The 16491-nt window shown below is 64.3% G+C and carries 11 protein-coding genes and 1 pseudogene; 3 read left to right on the forward strand and 9 right to left on the reverse strand.

Annotation, left to right across the window (positions count from 1 at the left end; translation table 11 throughout):
• Positions 1–21 precede the first annotated feature (21 nt).
• On the reverse strand, positions 22–1248 hold the full coding sequence (locus ACT6SE_RS17280; RefSeq protein WP_014648299.1) for an acetylornithine transaminase: 1227 nt from the start codon (positions 1246–1248) through the stop codon (positions 22–24).
• 63 nt (positions 1249–1311) lie between these two features.
• On the opposite strand from ACT6SE_RS17280, the gene ACT6SE_RS17285 reads away from it, so the two are divergent.
• On the forward strand, positions 1312–2184 hold the full coding sequence (locus ACT6SE_RS17285) for an ion transporter (RefSeq protein ID WP_014648300.1): 873 nt from the start codon (positions 1312–1314) through the stop codon (positions 2182–2184).
• Positions 2185–2286: 102 nt separating this feature from the next.
• Here the strand turns inward: ACT6SE_RS17285 and ACT6SE_RS17290 are convergent.
• The 3 genes and pseudogenes from ACT6SE_RS17290 to ACT6SE_RS17300 form a co-directional block, all read right to left on the reverse strand.
• Positions 2287–3228 (reverse strand): annotated as a pseudogene (locus tag ACT6SE_RS17290) (YiiG family protein).
• Between the two features lie 155 nt (positions 3229–3383).
• Positions 3384–4376, reverse strand: coding sequence for a YiiG family protein (locus ACT6SE_RS17295; protein ID WP_046432348.1), 993 nt, complete (start codon positions 4374–4376; stop codon positions 3384–3386).
• A 93-nt stretch (positions 4377–4469) separates the two neighbouring features.
• Positions 4470–5288, reverse strand: a complete 819-nt coding sequence (locus ACT6SE_RS17300; protein ID WP_088375448.1) for an SDR family oxidoreductase — start codon at positions 5286–5288, stop codon at positions 4470–4472.
• Between the two features lie 108 nt (positions 5289–5396).
• Between ACT6SE_RS17300 and ACT6SE_RS17305 the strand changes: the two genes are divergently transcribed.
• Complete coding sequence (locus tag ACT6SE_RS17305) at positions 5397–6080, forward strand: hypothetical protein (protein WP_032956036.1); 684 nt, start codon at positions 5397–5399, stop codon at positions 6078–6080.
• Between the two features lie 155 nt (positions 6081–6235).
• Here ACT6SE_RS17305 and ACT6SE_RS17310 read toward each other — a convergent pair whose 3' ends face one another.
• From ACT6SE_RS17310 to ACT6SE_RS17330, 5 genes are all read right to left on the reverse strand, one after another.
• Positions 6236–6742: a hypothetical protein gene (locus ACT6SE_RS17310; RefSeq protein ID WP_046432352.1), complete on the reverse strand. Its 507-nt coding sequence runs from the start codon at positions 6740–6742 to the stop codon at positions 6236–6238.
• A 525-nt stretch (positions 6743–7267) separates the two neighbouring features.
• The gene (locus tag ACT6SE_RS17315) at positions 7268–7753 is read right to left on the reverse strand and encodes an RHS repeat-associated core domain-containing protein (protein ID WP_052728167.1); all 486 of its coding nucleotides are present in this window, start codon (positions 7751–7753) and stop codon (positions 7268–7270) included.
• Between the two features lie 7 nt (positions 7754–7760).
• A complete protein-coding gene (locus ACT6SE_RS17320) occupies positions 7761–12995 on the reverse strand; it encodes an RHS repeat domain-containing protein (protein ID WP_014648305.1) in 5235 nt (1744 codons plus the stop codon).
• A 183-nt stretch (positions 12996–13178) separates the two neighbouring features.
• Positions 13179–13685 (reverse strand): DUF2867 domain-containing protein, encoded by a 507-nt coding sequence (locus ACT6SE_RS17325; RefSeq protein WP_041863783.1) that lies wholly within the window; start codon positions 13683–13685, stop codon positions 13179–13181.
• Positions 13682–14344 carry a serine/threonine-protein kinase gene (locus ACT6SE_RS17330; protein WP_014648307.1) on the reverse strand — a complete coding sequence of 221 codons (663 nt, stop codon included), beginning with the start codon at positions 14342–14344 and terminating at the stop codon, positions 13682–13684. Before ACT6SE_RS17330 ends, ACT6SE_RS17325 begins: the two co-directional genes overlap by 4 nt.
• An 85-nt stretch (positions 14345–14429) precedes the next feature.
• Here ACT6SE_RS17330 and ACT6SE_RS17335 point away from each other — a divergent pair, with 85 nt between their 5' ends.
• Positions 14430–16427 carry a bifunctional DedA family/phosphatase PAP2 family protein gene (locus tag ACT6SE_RS17335; RefSeq protein WP_046432354.1) on the forward strand — a complete coding sequence of 666 codons (1998 nt, stop codon included), beginning with the start codon at positions 14430–14432 and terminating at the stop codon, positions 16425–16427.
• Positions 16428–16491: the final 64 nt, after the last annotated feature.

Below are 16491 nucleotides of genomic sequence, written 5' to 3' on the forward strand. Positions count from 1 at the left end.
TCCGACCCCGGCACGATGGCCTCAGCGCGCGGCGATGAACGCGGCAATCGCCGCGCGCAGGCGCTTCAGGCCTTCGGCCACTTCTTCGTCGGTGATGTTCAGCGACGGCACGAAGCGCAGCACGTCCGGGCCGGCCTGCAGGGTCAGCAGGCCGTGCTCGGCGGCGTGGTCGAGGATCGCACCGGCCTGGCCGGCGAAGTCCTTGCTCAGCACCGCGCCCAGCATCAGGCCACGACCACGCACGTCGCTGAACACACCGAACTCGTCGTTGATGCGGGCGAAGCCATCGCGCAGCGCCTTGGACTGGCGACTGACGTTGGCGGCGATCTCCGCCGAGGCCAGCTTGCGCAGCGCCACGCGGGCCACCGCAGCAGCCAGCGGGTTGCCACCAAAGGTGGTGCCGTGCGCGCCGAACTGCATGGTCTCGGCCACCTTCGGGCCGGCCAGCATCGCGCCGATCGGGAAGCCGCCACCGAGTGCCTTGGCCAGGGTAACCATGTCCGGCACCACGTCGTCCTGCCAGTGCGCGAACAGCGTGCCGGTGCGGCCCATGCCGGCCTGGATCTCGTCCAGCACCAGCAGTGCGTTGTGCTGGTCGCACAGTTCGCGCACGCGCTTGAGGAAACCGGACTTGGCCGGCATCACGCCGCCCTCGCCCTGGATCGGCTCCAGCATCACCGCCGCCACGTCGCCGGCGGCCATCGCGGTTTCCAGCTGTACTTCATCGTTGAAATCGATGTAGCGGAAGCCGCCGGGCAGCGGCTCGTAGCCTTCCTGGTACTTCGGCTGGGCAGTGGCGGTCACCGCGCCCAGGGTGCGGCCGTGGAAACTGCCACGGAAGGTGATGATCACCCGCTTGTCGGCCGGGCGGCCCTGGCTGGAGGCCCACTTGCGGACCATCTTGATCGCCACTTCGTTGGCTTCGGCGCCGGAGTTGCACAGGAACACGCGCTCGGCGAAGCGGCTGGCCTTCACCAGCTCCTCGGCCAGGTGCAGCGGCGGCGCACTGTAGAACACGTTGCTGGTGTGCCAGAGCTTGCCGGCCTGCTCGACCAGTGCGGCCACCAGGTCCGGATCGTTGTGGCCCAGCCCGCACACGGCGATGCCGGCGGCCAGGTCGATGAACTCACGGCCCTGGCTGTCCCACACGCGGGCGCCCTGGCCTCGCTCCAGTACCACCTGACGGGGCTTGTAGACCGGCAGGTAATAGTGCGAAAGGGAGATCAGCGGATCGGTAGCGGCGGTCATGGCAGTCGGCAGGGTTCAGGAATCCCCATTCTCGCGCCGGAACCCCTGCGGCACAATGCGCCCATGCGACCGTTTTCTGCCCCCCAGCTGAACCCCGCCACCGAGACCGGCTGGCGCCGCCGGTGGTTCGACATCATCTACCGCCACGACTCGCGGCCCTCGCGCAATTTCGACCTGATCCTGGTGGTGGCGATCGTCGCCAGCATCCTGGTGGTGATGATCGACAGCGTGCAGCACCTGCATGCCGAATGGTCCACCGGCCTGTACATCCTGGAATGGGCCTTCACGATCATCTTCACCGCCGAGTACCTGCTGCGGCTGGCCGTGGTCAAGCGCCCGCTGCGTTACGCGGTGAGCATCTGGGGCATCATCGACCTGCTGTCGATCCTGCCCGCCTACCTGTCGATGTTCATTCCTGGCGCGCAGAGCCTGCTGGTGGTACGCGCGCTGCGCATCCTGCGCGTGTTCCGCATCCTCAAGCTGACCCGCTACATCGAGGAAAGCGGCGTGCTGATGACGTCGCTGTGGCGCAGCAGGCGCAAGGTGCTGGTGTTCCTGTTCACGGTGATCACCATCACCATCATCGCCGGCGCGCTGATGTACGTGATCGAGGGCCCCGAACACGGCTTCACCAACATCCCGGCCAGCATGTACTGGGCGGTGGTGACCATGGCCACGGTCGGCTTCGGCGACATCGTGCCGCAGACCGTGCTTGGCCGCTTCGTCACGTCGGTGCTGATCCTGATCGGCTACAGCATCATCGCCGTGCCCACCGGCATCTACACCGCGGAGCTGGCCAGCACCATGCGTGAAGCCGAGCTGGCCGCGCGCCGCGATGCGCGTGGCTGCCCGCACTGCGGGCTGGAAGGCCACGAGCCGGATGCACGGCATTGCCGCAAGTGCGGGGGTGAACTACCGGATGCATTCAGCCATTGAGGCACATGCCGGCCAGCGGCCGGCACTACCAAACCCGCAGGGTGCGTGCCGGGCGTGACCCGGCACTACCCTCGGTAGCTCCACGCCATGCGTGGATCCTCCTCAACGCATGCGGTTGCTGGTGGTCACCAGGTCGTTGTAGGCATCCAGGATCGTCGACTGCGCGCCCTCAGGATCGGTGGTGAGCCAGCTGCCCGACGCCTTGCGCTCGGCGGCCAACGCATCGGCGGTGATCGGCTTGCCCTGCTCCAGACGCTCGACACCGCGACCGGCGGTACGCACCAGCTTGTCGGCCGAACGCTGCACATGACCCCACATCGGGTCGTCCTTGCCGACACCACTGTTCTGGATTTCCGTCACCAGCGCCTGATAGTCGGCCAGCTGGCCGCGCAACGCCGCAACGTCCGGTGCGTCGCTCTGGAACGCCATCGCCAGCTGCTTGCCATCGCCGACAAGGCGCAGGTGGTAATAGGCCAGCGAGCGGCCTTCGCTTTCCTCGATCTGCTTCAGCTGGGCGGCGCGGCGATCGTTCTCGTTCTTTTCCAGCGCAGCATCCATCGCTTCGCTGGCCTTGAAGAAATCAGCATAGGCCTGCATCAGCGGGGTATGCTGGCTGCGCATCCCTTCGCCACCATCGCGACGATAGTCCTCGCGGGTGAAGTACCCATCGGCACGCTCGATCAGGGTGTTCAGTGCCTGGAATGCCCGCTGGTACTATCGCGCTGGTGCATCCAGCGGCGTGGCAGGGGTCTTTGCCAGCGCATCGGTCAGCGGCTGGCCGCAATGGTCGACCCGGTGCGACAACAGCTTGCCGGGTGAACGCGGCTGCGCTTCCTTGCCGGTCGGGCCGGCCTCGGGATCCTTCATCCAGCCCGTATAGGTCTGGAAACCCTCGCGGATGGGCTGTTCGACGCCGTTGTAACACTCGATGTAGGCGTTCACCTTCCCCAGCCCGGGGTCGGCGACCGCCAGCCCCGCCGGGTTGTTGCAGCCGGCCAGCGCGCCAAGCAGGAGAACGGGAATCAGGCGTGTGGATGCGTTCAAATCAGTTCCTTGCACCAGTGAAAACTGCAGGCATCTTCATGCATGGCGCGGGCGCGCGCTCCAGCACCTCGGGAAGGTGCTGGCATTCGGGGCTGCGGGGCGCGTCATGTCGCAATCATCCTGCTCGATCGCGACAAAAATAACGTTGAGCTTCGCTACTGGCGGTTGCTCTGGAAAACCAGCGAGTTGTATTCCTGCATCAGCTTGTTGGCGGAGCCACGCGGCGCCATCGAGGGCGAATCCAGCATGCGTCGTTCGAAATCGCTGTAAGGCTTTTTCTCGCTGACGCGCTGCAGCCGCTCCTTGCCTTCGCGACGGAAGTTCTCGGCTTCACGCTCGAAGCTGTTCCAGTCCAGCTTGCCCGGCTCCTGATCAGCCACCTTCGCATGCGCTTCGTCGGAAATGCGGTTGAACGCATCCAGGCGCTCGCGCGCCTTGGCCTGATCGAAGTCATCCTCACTCATCAGATCCATGATGGCCTTGGCTTCCAGCATCATTGCCAGACGGTAGTACTCGCGCGTGCGTCCCTCGGCCTGTTCCAATACCTTGAGCTGCTCGCGCTGGGCGGCGTCGTTCTGGCGCTCCAGCTCGGCGTTGAACGTTTCGCTGGCAGTCACGAACTCCTTGAAGGCGGCCATCAAGGGCGCGTGCAGCTGCTTTCCCTTGGCGAACTGGTCGTCTTCGTAGTCCTGGCGATCGTAATAGTCGTGCGCGTCCTTGCTGAGCGGCACCAGTGCCTTCAGCGCCTGCTGGTAATGGCCAGCAGCGGCATCGAGCTCAGCCAGCGCCGGCTTGGCAGCCATTGCCTCGGTCACGGGGCCATCGCACTGCTTCATGTCGTAATCGCTGATCTCGAACGGACCGTACACCTGGGTCTCGCGCCCGCTCGGGCCGGCCTCGACGTCCTTGATCCAGCGCGTATAGGACTCGATGCTGCCGTGGGTCTTCGAATCAAGCGTGTTGAAGCAGCCGATGTAGGCGTTGAGCTTGGCGGTCAACTGCTGCTGTGCGTCGGACGGCGCCGCGCTGGCGTCGGGCGTGCTGGAAGGGCCGGCGTCGCCAGTGGTTGCGGGTGCCTTGCCGCCGCAGGCAGCCAGGACAATCGACAGCGAAGCGGCCAGCGCCGCGACGGAAAGAGTGCGTGACATGGGTTCACGTCCTTGTTGAAAACGATTACAGCCGCGCATTCTAGCGCAGCAGGCCGAAGGTCGCAGCCCTCGGCCTCTGCCGGCGACGCGCGATCACTCCAGGAACAGATCCGGCAACAACGGACGCGATGGATCCACCGCATAGCCGGACAGATCGGTGATACCCGCCTGTGCCAGCACGTCATCGTCGATCAGGAACTGGCCGTGGAAACCCGCCGCCTCGCGCACCAGCACCGCGTGCGCAGCATCGGCCATGATCTGCGGCGTGCGGCAGCCGGCCGCATCGACGCCCGGAATCATGTTGATCGCATCGGTGGCGATCACCGTGCGCGGCCACAGCGCGTTCACCGCCACACCCTGCGGGCCGAATTCCGCGGCCAGGCCGAGCGTGACGAAGCTCATGCCCATCTTCGCCAGCGTGTAGCCGGTATGCGCGCCCCACCACTGCGGTTCCAGGCTTGGCGGCGGCGCGAGAGTGAGGATGTGCGGGTTCGGCGCCTGCAGCAGGTACGGCAGGCAGGCCTGCGCGCACAGGAAGCTGCCGCGCGAATTGACCTGCTGCATCAGGTCGAAGCGCTTCATCGGCGTATCCAGCGTGCCACGCAGCCAGATCGCGCTGGCATTGTTGACCAGGATGTCGATGCCACCGAAGGTATCGACCGTGGCCGCAACCGCCGCGTGCACCTGCTCTTCCTCGCGGATGTCGCACTTCAGGGCCAGGCCCTGCCCGCCTGCCGCCGTCACCGCTTCGGCCGCGGTGTGGATGGTGCCCGGCAGCTTCGGATTCGGCACCGACGACTTGGCCGCAATGGCCACGTTGGCGCCGTCGCGCGCAGCGCGCAGTGCGATGGCCAGGCCGATGCCACGCGAGGCACCGGTGATGAAAAGCGTTTTGCCCTGCAGACTGCCCACGTCCCACACTCCAGCGTATGCAATGAGCCGCTAGTATGCCGCGCCGACGTGGAGTTCACCCGGCCTTGACGATACTTGGGCCTCCAGACAACGCACGAGGTCCACGCCATGCGCCGTTCCCGCCTGTTGCTGCCTGCCCTGGGGCTTGCCCTGCTGACCGCCTGCCAGGGCCGTTCGCCGGAACCGGGCAAGGAGCCACCTGCCGGTGACACGCCCAGCGCGGAGAAGGCCGCCGCCGACGGCAAGCTGCGCTGGAGCGAGGCCGTGGTGTGGGATGGCGACCTCAACGCCTGCCGCCAGGGTGAGAACGCCGCCACGCGTGATTGCCTGCGCGATGCGATGCGCGCCGGCGGCGCCAGCGCCGACGCGATCACCGCCGCCGAACAGCTGTCCACCGGGGGCGAGCTGGCCTACGTGACGGCCTGGCACGAGAACGAAGGCCTGGGCATTGCGACGGTCGAGTATCCGTTCCGCGCCAACACCAACGAGGGCACCCGCCTGGTCGACGCCACCGGCAAGCGCATCGATGTGGATGCCGTGCAGCTGGACGACACCCTGCGTGCCGACCCCGCCGTGCAGGCCCTGCTGAAGGACCACCCGCAGGCCACGCCGTTCGCACCGGCGCAGTCGGCCGGGGCCACGCCGCTGGAGAACGGTGGCGTCCGCCTGCTGTACCGCACGCCGCTGCGCGACTGCCACGCCTGCCCGGATGTGGGCCAGCTGCAGATCGCGTACGACTTCGACGCCAAGCGCAACTTCATTGGCCAGCAGGTGGTGCCGGCGACGCCGTAAGGCATTAAGCGTTAGCGTTAAGCGCCGAGATGCTCTGTGGACCGGGCCATGCCCGGCGACATCGACCGCGCGAAGCATACATATCGGCTTTGCCCTGACCACAAAGCCGAACGACGACCGCAGCAGCAGTTTCTCGCATCTCGCGACAGAGAGAATCAACGGGATCGCTGATAGAAGGAGTCAGTCGTCAGCCGACTTTCAATTACCGATCGAACATAGGCAGCCCGCGCCTTGCGGGACTGCGAGTATTCGGCAAAAATCGTCATTGCTTCGGACCTCATCTCAGTGCCGCCGGTGGTCGTAAATACGAAAAATGAAGGCTCAAGATAACCAACAGTCTCTCGCATAAACAGCTTGCACTCATCAAGCGGAAAATCTGCGGCGTAGTCCGCCCAATCGATATAGCGCCTCCAGAAAGCAGGCGCCCCCCATTCCCCGCATCTCTCATCAACAAAGAGCTTCAACTCAGAGAGCATGTCGGCGCATGCATCTACAGTTTCATCATCTAAATCCAGCGAAGCAACGCGACCGGGATCAACCGCCTGCCAACAAAAAACCATAAAATCCGCAACAAAGCTCTCTTCACAGCCCTCGAAGAAATTACTCTTGTACCAGGCAAGAGTTTTCGCCACATCAGTCAATTCATCAGAATCAATCATCATCTTACCTTTCCGGCGGCATTAACGCCTGCGTTGACTATCTCACCATTCCGCACATGAACCCAAACCTGCGCCCCTCCCCTCATCGTCTGAGTGTACGTACTGACACCGGCAGAGGCTGCATCTTGCGTCATTAGCCGCGCGGCAACCGCATCCACCCTTAGGTTCGCCGGGTTTGAGCTGACACGCTGGAAAAGACCAACAAATCTCATTTGTGAAGCAACCGTAGTGGGATTCACATGCCCTGCGGCGCTTCTAAATACATGCTCTGCTCGTACCGCAAAATTGAATCGAGCAAGCATTGGAATTGCAGCAGGAACAGAAGCCAGCCCTCCGCCGCCCCGCGAGTACATTGCGGGTATCGCGATATCATGAAAAAGGGCACCGACGTCAAAGATGTTTCCATTCTTTGTCAAATCTCCCGACAAGCCAAGACGCGACTTTATCTCTTGCCAGTTGGAGTTTGATTCTCCGCCAGATGCCACGCTCGGAGATGAGCCAGAGGATGGCGCCCTCGGAATCGCGGAGTCATGATGTCGGCCCAGTGGCCGTCGTGTTCCCACCGGTACTCTTACAAGTACCGTCACTATTCGTGATTCTAGAGCCAGTGCAGCGGCCATCTGGATCAACGAAAGTATAGGGGTTCAGTGCCGAATACATGTATCGATTAAATAGGGCTCCGTTGTCCAAGCCCACGTCGACCGGATCTGTCGATAGGAATATCCCGACCAACGGATCGTAGTACCGCTGCTGCATGTACGTCAGACCCGTCGCCGAGTCCGACACATGCCCGGTGAATCCCGGGCGATCCCCCTTCGCATCACCTACGGTCGCACCATAGGGCTCATAAACGGTGCGCTCGACGATCGCGCCGTTGGCATCAGAGATGGCAACCGGGGAACCCAGCGCGTCGGTATGCACATACTGGACGATCTCCTGCGCCGAAACACTCACCGTGCCCAGCAACAGTCCCAACAGAACAGCGACACCAACCAGAATTTTCTTGATCTTCATTTTCAGGTCACCGAGGGTTGGTCAGGTCGCCGTAATCCACAACGCTCTGCGGATACGGGTTGGACCAGGCTGAACAACCGCTGGCATTGCAGGCGCGCACAATCTGTACTTCCGCGCAGTAGACCGCGCCCTGAGCTTCGATTGAGCTCTCCGGACCGGAATACTCGAGCCTTCCGCCGTAGGCCATCATCTCGTAGTTGGTTGCACCCGGCATGCTGGTCCACTTCACCTCGCAGGAGATTTTGGTGGCGCGCCCTTCCTTCCATTGCGACTTGATGGAATGAATGAACTGCGGCGTACCCGGGGGCGGATTGGAAGCGACGACCACCGTGTTGGAGAAGTCACTGCAGCCAGAGATGTTGCATGCCCTTACGCGATAGGCGTAGTTGCCGAACACCAGACCATTGCGCTGCGACTGGGTCGAACCGTCGTTCTGGACCGCCGTCCAGGTTCCGCCATTGACACTCTCATCCAGCAGGTAGCTGGCCGCCATGGCAACGCCCGTCCAATTCAACGTGACACTGCCCGACGAGGTTCCTGCGGGCGCACTCAGGCTGGGCGGTGCCGGTGGCCGGATCACTGAAACAACACTCGTCGCCGAGTACACGCCCCACCCCGCATCGTTGCCGGCCCGGACGCGGTAGGCATAGTTGCCGGTCCCCTTGCCACCGAATGCCTGACTGGTGCTGGCCAGTGAGGCAACCTGTGCCCATGCACCATTGTTGAAGCTCTCCTCCAGTGCATAGCGCAATGCGCCGTCGACGCTGCTCCACGCAATCGTATAGTTGCCATCGAGACTCTGCCCCGGCACGTTGAGCGAAGGTGCCGCTGCAGGCGGATAGATCACCTGGGTCCGGGCAACATCTGATTCAGGACCACAGCCCGCTGGGTTACAGCCAAAGACCCGGTACCCATACGTCCCGGCCGGCTTGCCGGAGACCGCGAGACTGCGCGCCGCGCTCTCCTGCACCGTCTGCCAGGCGCCCGCTCCCACCTGCTCCTGCAGGCGATAGGTTGCCGCGCCCGCCGCTTCCGTCCAAGTAATGCTGTAGCTGCCATTGAATGCCGTTGCGGGCGCGCTTACAGCAGCCTTTGCCGCAGGAGGACGCTGCACCACGACACTGGCCGTCGCCGACCAGCCACTGCAGCTGTCCTGTTGGCAAGCGCGGACAGCATAGCCAAACGTTCCTTCCGCCTTCGCGGACGTGTTCCAGCTACGTTCGGCGCCGTTGTAGATCGTGGCCCAAGCTCCGCCAGCTGCCTGCTCTCGCAGTTCATAACGGCTGGCGTAAGACACCGCCGTCCACTGCAGTGCATAGGCACCGTTGTTGCTGAACGCGGGCGCGGTCAGGACCGGCGTAACCGGCGCGACGACCTGGATGGCCTGCGCCACCAGGCTGCCATTGAGGTGGATGTACTCGGTATTGCGGCCCTCCCGGGCATTTTCCTGCCGGCGCAGCACACCGTCGTTGCCGTACAGCGATCGAATGGTGGCACCGTCATTGGCGCCCGCCGACAGGATGCGCCGGCCATGTGCGTCGTATCGGTATCGCTCCGCGCTGGCCACACTGCGCAGGCGATTGCCGAAGTCGAAGCTGTAGCCGACGCCGTTGCGGCTGGAGAGGTTGCCCTGTGCGTCGTAGCTCAAGCCCAGAGTGGTGGCGCCTCCACTGTTCTGTACGTTGGTAAGCCGGTTATGGGTGTCGTACCAATAGACGTGATCCTTGACACCGGTCAGCGCGGCCGAACGCAGGTTGTCCACAGCATCGTAGGTGTAGCGGTACACGCCATCTCCGCCAAACGAAGGCGAGGTGGCCTGAATCAGACGATCCAGTCCGTCGTAGGCCATGGTGCGCGTGCGCTGCCCGTCCAGATTGTCGACGATACGCGCGACGTTGCCATTGGCGTCGTACTCATAGGTCGTGTCCAGCGCTCCGGCACTGTCGACCACCCGGGTAGGCAACTGGCGCTGGTTCTGCGCCATCGTGTGCACGATGCCATTGCCATAGGTGAATTGCTTCATGCCCCCATTGGCGTAGTAAGTCACCCCTGAGGCGTAGCCTCCGGCCTTGGTCGGCTGGCCCAGCGCGTTGGGCGCATAGTCAACGAAGCGCCCACTCGGATAGGTCAGGCCTGAAAGTGCGCCATTGGCGTTGTAGGCATATCCCAGCGACTGGATGCCGAGGGTGCTGTCACTGGAGGTTTCGGCCGTCAACAACCCACGCTTGTTGTAGGTATAGGTGTTGATCGCCTGCGTCGTCCCCGCATCGTTTGCCGTGGTCACCGTGGCCGGCTTGCCGTCCCTTGTATACGTCCAGCCCTGGTTGCCATTCCCATCCGGGAACGCAAGTGTCGACAGCCGATTGCGCGCATCGTAGCCACGAACGATCCTGCGGGCCGCAACCGGTCCAGCATCAGCGTCGCATGCCGTGGTGCTGGAAAGGTCCAGGCCAGCTGCGCTCCAGGCAAGATTGCCCGCTGCGTCGTAACCCATCAGCGTTGCGCCGGTCTCCGGCTCCACACTCTTGCAGAGCTGCTGATGACCGTCATACACATAATTGCGGGCAATCCGGGCGCTGCCGTCCTGGTTGCGGCGCACGATCGAGCGCGGCTTGCCGAAGATGTCGCGATCGATATCGGTGAACGCGCCCGCCGGGTGAATGATCGACACCGGGGATTCCGTCGACGGCGCACCGAACGCCTGGAAAGTGGTCAGCGTCGTATTGCCCTTGGGGTCGACCACTTTCAAGCCGCCACCCGCCAGATAACTGGTCAGCGATGTCAGCAGACCGGCCTCGCTGTCGACGGACACCGAGGTCTGTCGCCCCAGCGCGTCGTAGCCGGTCCATGTACCTGTACTCAGCACAGCAGACTCGCCAGGGTGCGAGGCGAACACCTGCCGACCCGCTTCGTCGTAGGCAAACCTCTGGTAGCGCTGGGTCACGCCACGCGAGGACTCGTCATATTCCTCAGTCAGCAGCGGACGCCAGAAGGCATCGAAATAGACGTTGCGCCGCGCGTTTCCGGTTGCGACGGTCTGCCGCCAATGACCCGCTCCGATACCGTACTCGTCGCCGTTGATGGCGGTGAAACTCTGTGTCGTACGTGCCCAAGCCACACTGTCGCCCGCCGGCCAGTCGATGGTGGCCATGCGTCCCATTGCGTCATAGCCGTACTGGGTGGTTGCACCGTTCTCATCGGTAACGCTGCTGACCCAGCCATTGTCGTCCACCACCGCCGACTGCACAGCGCCGTCGGCAAACTGGATCTGCTGTGGCGTGCCGCGCTTCCAGCCGGAAAGCGTAGTGCGATTGCCACGACCGTCATCCACCATGGCCACGGTTCCGTCAGGGTTGTAGCCCAGTACCTGCTTCAACAACCCATACGAACGCACTTCCGTGGGCCGCATCAGGCCATCGAACGTCGTCTGCTCGACCACCACGCCGGTATTCTCGTTGGTGACCTTCGCGATCGCGCCCAGAATCCATCTGCTTCGGTCGTCCGCATACTGAGTGGCATCGGTGCGGCTGCCCAAAGGACTGGCGCTATTGACACGCAACGGGCGAGCCAGATCATCGAACAACAATATGCTGGTCTGGTAGGTCACGCCATCCTGCTGGATGGCCTCGGCCACGACCGGCCGCACCTGAGCTGTGCTCGGCTCGTCGCCACTGTAGATCATCCCGTGAAGCGGGGCGAATGGCTGTGATTTCACTTCGTCTTCGGTCATGTAGACCGAGGTGCTGCTCTTGACCACATTCCCGGCCGCGTCAATGACGCTGCTACCCAGCAGCCGCCCTTCATTCAGCGCGTACTGCGAGCCATAGCGGTAGGCCGTGCGGGTTCCGTCGGGATTTGAGATCGTGACCTGCTTTTCCTTCTTGCAGGTCGTGCAGGGGTAGATGGCTGCACCGCCCACGCCGCCCCAGAGCGGCTCGTAGCCGCTGCCATAGTCATAGCTCCACTGCAGCACCTTCGGCAGGCCCGGTCCCCAGATCTTCTTGGCTCTCAGCGAGACTACGTCGTAGAAAAACGGGGTGACGATTTCGTAGTAGTACGCCGACTGTGCGATCCGGCGGATGCACTCGCTGGCATGGACGCCACTGCGGTACTGGCGACCATTCGAAAACTGGAACTCACCCATCGCACCGGACGGATGCTTGATGGTCATGACCAGCGTACCGTCACGCTCCGGCGGCTGCTCCTGACAGGTCTCGTTGCTGTTGCCGTCCCAGTTCACCTTCTCCCAGGCGCGCAGCGCGCTGGAGTAGGCGTAGGACCAAGTGCTTCCATCGGGCTGGGTAACTGCGGTGAGGCGGTTCTGGCCTTCGACCTGACCGTAGCCATAGTTCCAGGTACGGCCCGCGGCAGTCACCGACACCAGAAGCGTGCCGCTGTAGGCCAGCGTGATCTCGCGGCCATCGCTGGACCAGATCCGGGTCGGGTGACCGTTGCCGTTGTACTCGTACTGTACCCAGTTGCCCGACCGGTCCTCTACACGGCTGGCCATGAGGTAGATGCGCGTGCGAGCGATCTTGGTCCTGTCTCCTTCGCCGCCCGAGCGCTCCAGCGTGCCGCCAAAGCGCGTGAACGCGGTATCGAAGAAGTACGACTCGCCCGAGGTGGTCCTGACCCGATAGCCCTCGCCAGCCAGACCCGACTTCATTGGAATACAGTCGATGGCATCGCGATGCGAGGTGCTCCACTTGCGTGCAACGCCGTCTGTCGGCATCGGCGTGTTGTTCCAGGCCCCCAACATGGTGCGATCACCACCACCCGGGACATGGATCATGTTGCCCTGCCAGACTTCGTTGAGCCGGAAGGAAATGGGCCACTGAGGCACCATGTCGCCACTGCAACGATTGTTCAGCCAGGCGCTCGCGCCGGGGAACATGCCGGTGATGTACGGCGTGTCGACCTCCCAGCCGCCCACACCATCGAGACTGGCGTTGAAGCTGCCACTCCCGACCAGGTCCATCTCGACACTGAACCGGCGCCGCATCTGCACCGGCAGGGCGTTGTTGCCTGGCAGGCTGACGTCGGTGACGGCAAACTCAGTCTTGCCGTTGTAGAGGCTGACGCTCTCGCCGAAAAGATCATCCTTCAGCGCCGTCAGGTTCTGGGCGGACTCAATGAGCTTGCGGTATTCCTGGTAGGGCTCGACTGCCGAGACCGAACCTGCGACCACGCACAGCGTCAGTGCCGTAGCAACACGGCACTGCCAAGCAGCAACTCGCTTCACAATTTTCCCCTCGCGTCCGCATGCGTAGCCGCGCCAGGACGGCGCGACGTTGCTTCCATGCGACTCTCTCGTTCCTGATTCTAGGCGAGCGCTGCGAACAGATGGAAGGGGTCGTCAACGGCAATCATCTGGCACTTGCACGCGACCATTGAATTGCTTAATGCACCCACGCATGGCGTGGATCTACCGGTACGCCTGCACCTGCTTCCTCAGCAGATGCGGCACGATCAGCCGATGCACCGGGGCGACCGGCAGCATGTACACACGCCCGAACGCGTTGTGCGTATGCACCACCGTCGCCACTTCCAGCACATCGCCCTGCCACTGCAGGGCCAGCTGCACACGCAGGTGGCGGTCGTCGTCTTCCAGCACGATGGCATCGTCATCCAGCGACTGCAGGGTGAAGATGCCCAGCCGTTGCCCCGGACGCGGCTGCGCGATGTCCTGTACCGCACGCAACGAGCCCAGGTGCTTCATGCCGAGCAGGCGCATGCCGCGATTGCGCAGTGCCATCAGCCCATCGAACCAGCCGGGAATGGTCGCCGCCATGTCGCGATAGGCCTGCAAGGCCGAGCGCCCATCACGACGGGTCGTCGCCTGGCAGGCGTGCACGAAGTCGGCGCCAGCCAGCTGTGGGCGCAGGATGCTGCCTGCGCTCGGCGGGCCGGTCACCACCTGCGTACGGCTCACGGCTTCGGCCCCTGCCCCTCGTTGTCTTCCCAATGCAGGATGCGGCGGGTGACGAAGCGGTAGACCGGCTTGCCGGTGGCGAACCACAGCTCGCGCACCCAGGAGGTGCGCTTGAGCACCCGCTTTTCCACCGGGGTGAGCGACTCGCGGCAGTACATGCGCTTGTGCTTGAGCAGGTGGCGCAGGTCCTCACGGGCCAGCAGGCGCATCCAGCGCGAGCGCGGGTTGCCGATCACCGCCAGCTGGAAGTCGATCAGCGCCGGGCGGCCATCGTCGGTGACCAGCCAGTTGGCTTCCTTGGCCAGATCGTTGTGGGCCACGCCATTGCGATGCAGCTGCTGCAGCAGGCGACGCGCGGCGCGGAACCAGGCCAGGTCACCGCGAGGCGGACGCTGGTACATGGCGTCGCCGGCCATGAAGCTGCGGTCGAGATGACGTCCATCCCACGCCAGCAGCTGCGGCACATCGGCCATGCCGTGGATGTGGCGCAGTGCGCGTGCTTCACGGCGGGCCAGCCACCAGGCCGGCAGCCGCAACCACAGTGGTGTGGCGCCCAGATCACGGCGTACAAAGGAGCCGGCCGGCCCTTCCACAAGGAGGATGCGACCGAAGCTGTCGGCCTTCAGGGCGTGCGAGGGCGTGTCTGACGAATGCGGCATGTGCCCATTCTAGGCGATGGCGCCCGTTGCAAACGGTCACCAAGCGGCTGGGAACCAGTCACCTTCACGCCCCTATAATCGGGCAATGGACTCTTCATGGATCGACGCCACCCTCGCGTGGATTGCCGCTCACCCCGTGCTGGCGGGTGCCGTTATCTTCCTCATCGCCTTCTGCGATGCGGTGATCATTCTCGGCGCCATCGTGCCGGCCCTGCCGCTGCTGTTCGCGGTGGGCGTGTTCATCGGGCTGGGCCAGATCTCCGGGCCGTATGCGGTGGCGGCAGCCGCACTGGGCGCATTCGCCGGTGATGGCATCAGTTACTGGATCGGGCGCCGCTGGGGTGACCGCCTGCGTGGCGTGTGGCCCTTCAGCCGTTACCCGCAGCTGCTCGACCGCGGCGAAAACCTGTTCCGCCGCAATGCCTTCAAGAGCATCCTGGTAGCACGCTACGTGGGCGCGATCCGGCCGTTCGTGCCGGCCATCGCCGGCATGATGAAAATGCCGGCCAGCCGCTACATGCAGGCCAGTGGCATCGCCAGCATTTCGTGGGCGGTGCTGTTCCTGGCACCGGGCTGGGTGCTCGGCGAGGCCTACGACGCGGTGGCCGCCGTCGCAGGGCGCCTGGTGGTGGTGGTCGGCCTGCTGGCAGTGATCCTCGGCCTGGTCTGGGCCATCGTGCTGTACGGCTACCGCTGGTCGGCCGCGCGCATGGACAACTGGCTGGCGCGGCTGCTGGACTGGTCCAACCGACACCCGACGCTGGGCCGCTACACCGTCGGTGTGCTGGACCCGAAGCGCCGCGAGTCGGTGCCGCTGGCGATGCTGGCGCTGATGCTGCTGGTGCTGGGCTGGGGCTGGTTCGCGCTGCTGACCGTGGTGGTCGCCCATGGCGAGCCGCTGGCGATCGACCTGCTGGTGCACCAGGCCATGCTGGCGCTGCGCAATCCGCTGGCCGATTACCCGATGGCCGCGCTGGCATCGCTGGGCGCCTGGCAGGTGTTGTTGCCGGCCACCGCTGCAGCGATGGGCTACCTGATCTGGCGCCGCCGCTGGATGGCAGCCGCGCACTGGCTGGCCGCGCTTGCCTTCGGCCTGGCGTTGACCATGCTGCTCGGCGCAACGGTGGATGTGGTGCGACCGGTCGATGCCAGCAGTGGCTTTGGCTTCCCGTCGGTGTCGGTGACCATGGCCACCATCACCTTCGGCTTCTTCGCGGTGCTGATCGCCCGCGAGATGCCTGGCCGCACCCGTGTCTGGCCGTACCTGGTGTCGGGCATCGTGGTCAGCCTGATCGGCTTCTCGCGCCTGTACCTGGGCGCGCACTGGCTGAGCGATGTGATCGGCGGCATGCTGTTCGGTACGTTCTGGCTGCTGGTGCTGGGCATCGCCTACCGCCGCCGCTTCAACCGCTCGTTCTGGGTGAAGCCGGTGGCGTGGCTGTTCTACGGTGTCTTCGCCGTGGCGGCGATGTGGTACGCGCCGCGCCACATTCCGGTGAAGCTGGAACGCTTCGAGCCGACCCTGCCGGCGGCGCAGGCGATGGACATGCAGGCCTGGTGGCAGCACGACTGGGCGACACTGCCGGCGCGCCGCAACGAGTTCGACGACGACCAGCGCTGGCCGCTGGACGTGCAGGTGGCGGGCCCGCTGGCCCCGCTGCAGGCGCAGCTGGAAGCACGCGGCTGGAAGCGGCAGGAACAGGCCGGCTGGCAGGAGGCGCTGCTGATGCTGGACAAGAACACGGGTGCCGACGAACTGCCGGTGCTGCCAGCCACGCTGGACACGCGCGTGGAAGCGCTGTTGATGGTGCGCCCGGGTACACACCGCGATGAGCGCTACGTACTGCGCCTGTGGCCAGCCCCTGCGCAGTTGCAACCGGGCAATACGCCGCTATGGCTGGGCAGTGCGCAGACCCTGCGCTACGAGCGTCATTTCGAGTGGATCGGCATGTGGCACCCGCTGCGTGGCGTCGACCCGGCGCTCAACGCAGTGAAGGACGCCGTGCAGGACCTGCCGCAGCGCGAGGATGTGCACAGCGAAACCGGGTTGCCGGTGCTGCGGTTGAAGACCACGGCGCCCTGACCGGCACCGGTGCGCGATCACCCACTGTAGAGCCGAGCCCATGCTCGGCTGCTCTTCGCGGGAA

This window comes from Stenotrophomonas sp. LC732 (assembly GCF_052446685.1).
GTDB lineage: Bacteria > Pseudomonadota > Gammaproteobacteria > Xanthomonadales > Xanthomonadaceae > Stenotrophomonas > Stenotrophomonas muris.

Coding starts and splice junctions, on each gene's coding strand:
- ACT6SE_RS17280 (WP_014648299.1), bottom strand. CDS start 1,248: ATGACCGCCGCTACCGATCCGCTGATCTCCCTTTCGCACTATTACCTG.
- ACT6SE_RS17285 (WP_014648300.1), top strand. CDS start 1,312: ATGCGACCGTTTTCTGCCCCCCAGCTGAACCCCGCCACCGAGACCGGC.
- ACT6SE_RS17295 (WP_046432348.1), bottom strand. CDS start 4,376: ATGTCACGCACTCTTTCCGTCGCGGCGCTGGCCGCTTCGCTGTCGATT.
- ACT6SE_RS17305 (WP_032956036.1), top strand. CDS start 5,397: ATGCGCCGTTCCCGCCTGTTGCTGCCTGCCCTGGGGCTTGCCCTGCTG.
- ACT6SE_RS17310 (WP_046432352.1), bottom strand. CDS start 6,742: ATGATGATTGATTCTGATGAATTGACTGATGTGGCGAAAACTCTTGCC.
- ACT6SE_RS17315 (WP_052728167.1), bottom strand. CDS start 7,753: ATGAAGATCAAGAAAATTCTGGTTGGTGTCGCTGTTCTGTTGGGACTG.
- ACT6SE_RS17330 (WP_014648307.1), bottom strand. CDS start 14,344: ATGCCGCATTCGTCAGACACGCCCTCGCACGCCCTGAAGGCCGACAGC.
- ACT6SE_RS17335 (WP_046432354.1), top strand. CDS start 14,430: ATGGACTCTTCATGGATCGACGCCACCCTCGCGTGGATTGCCGCTCAC.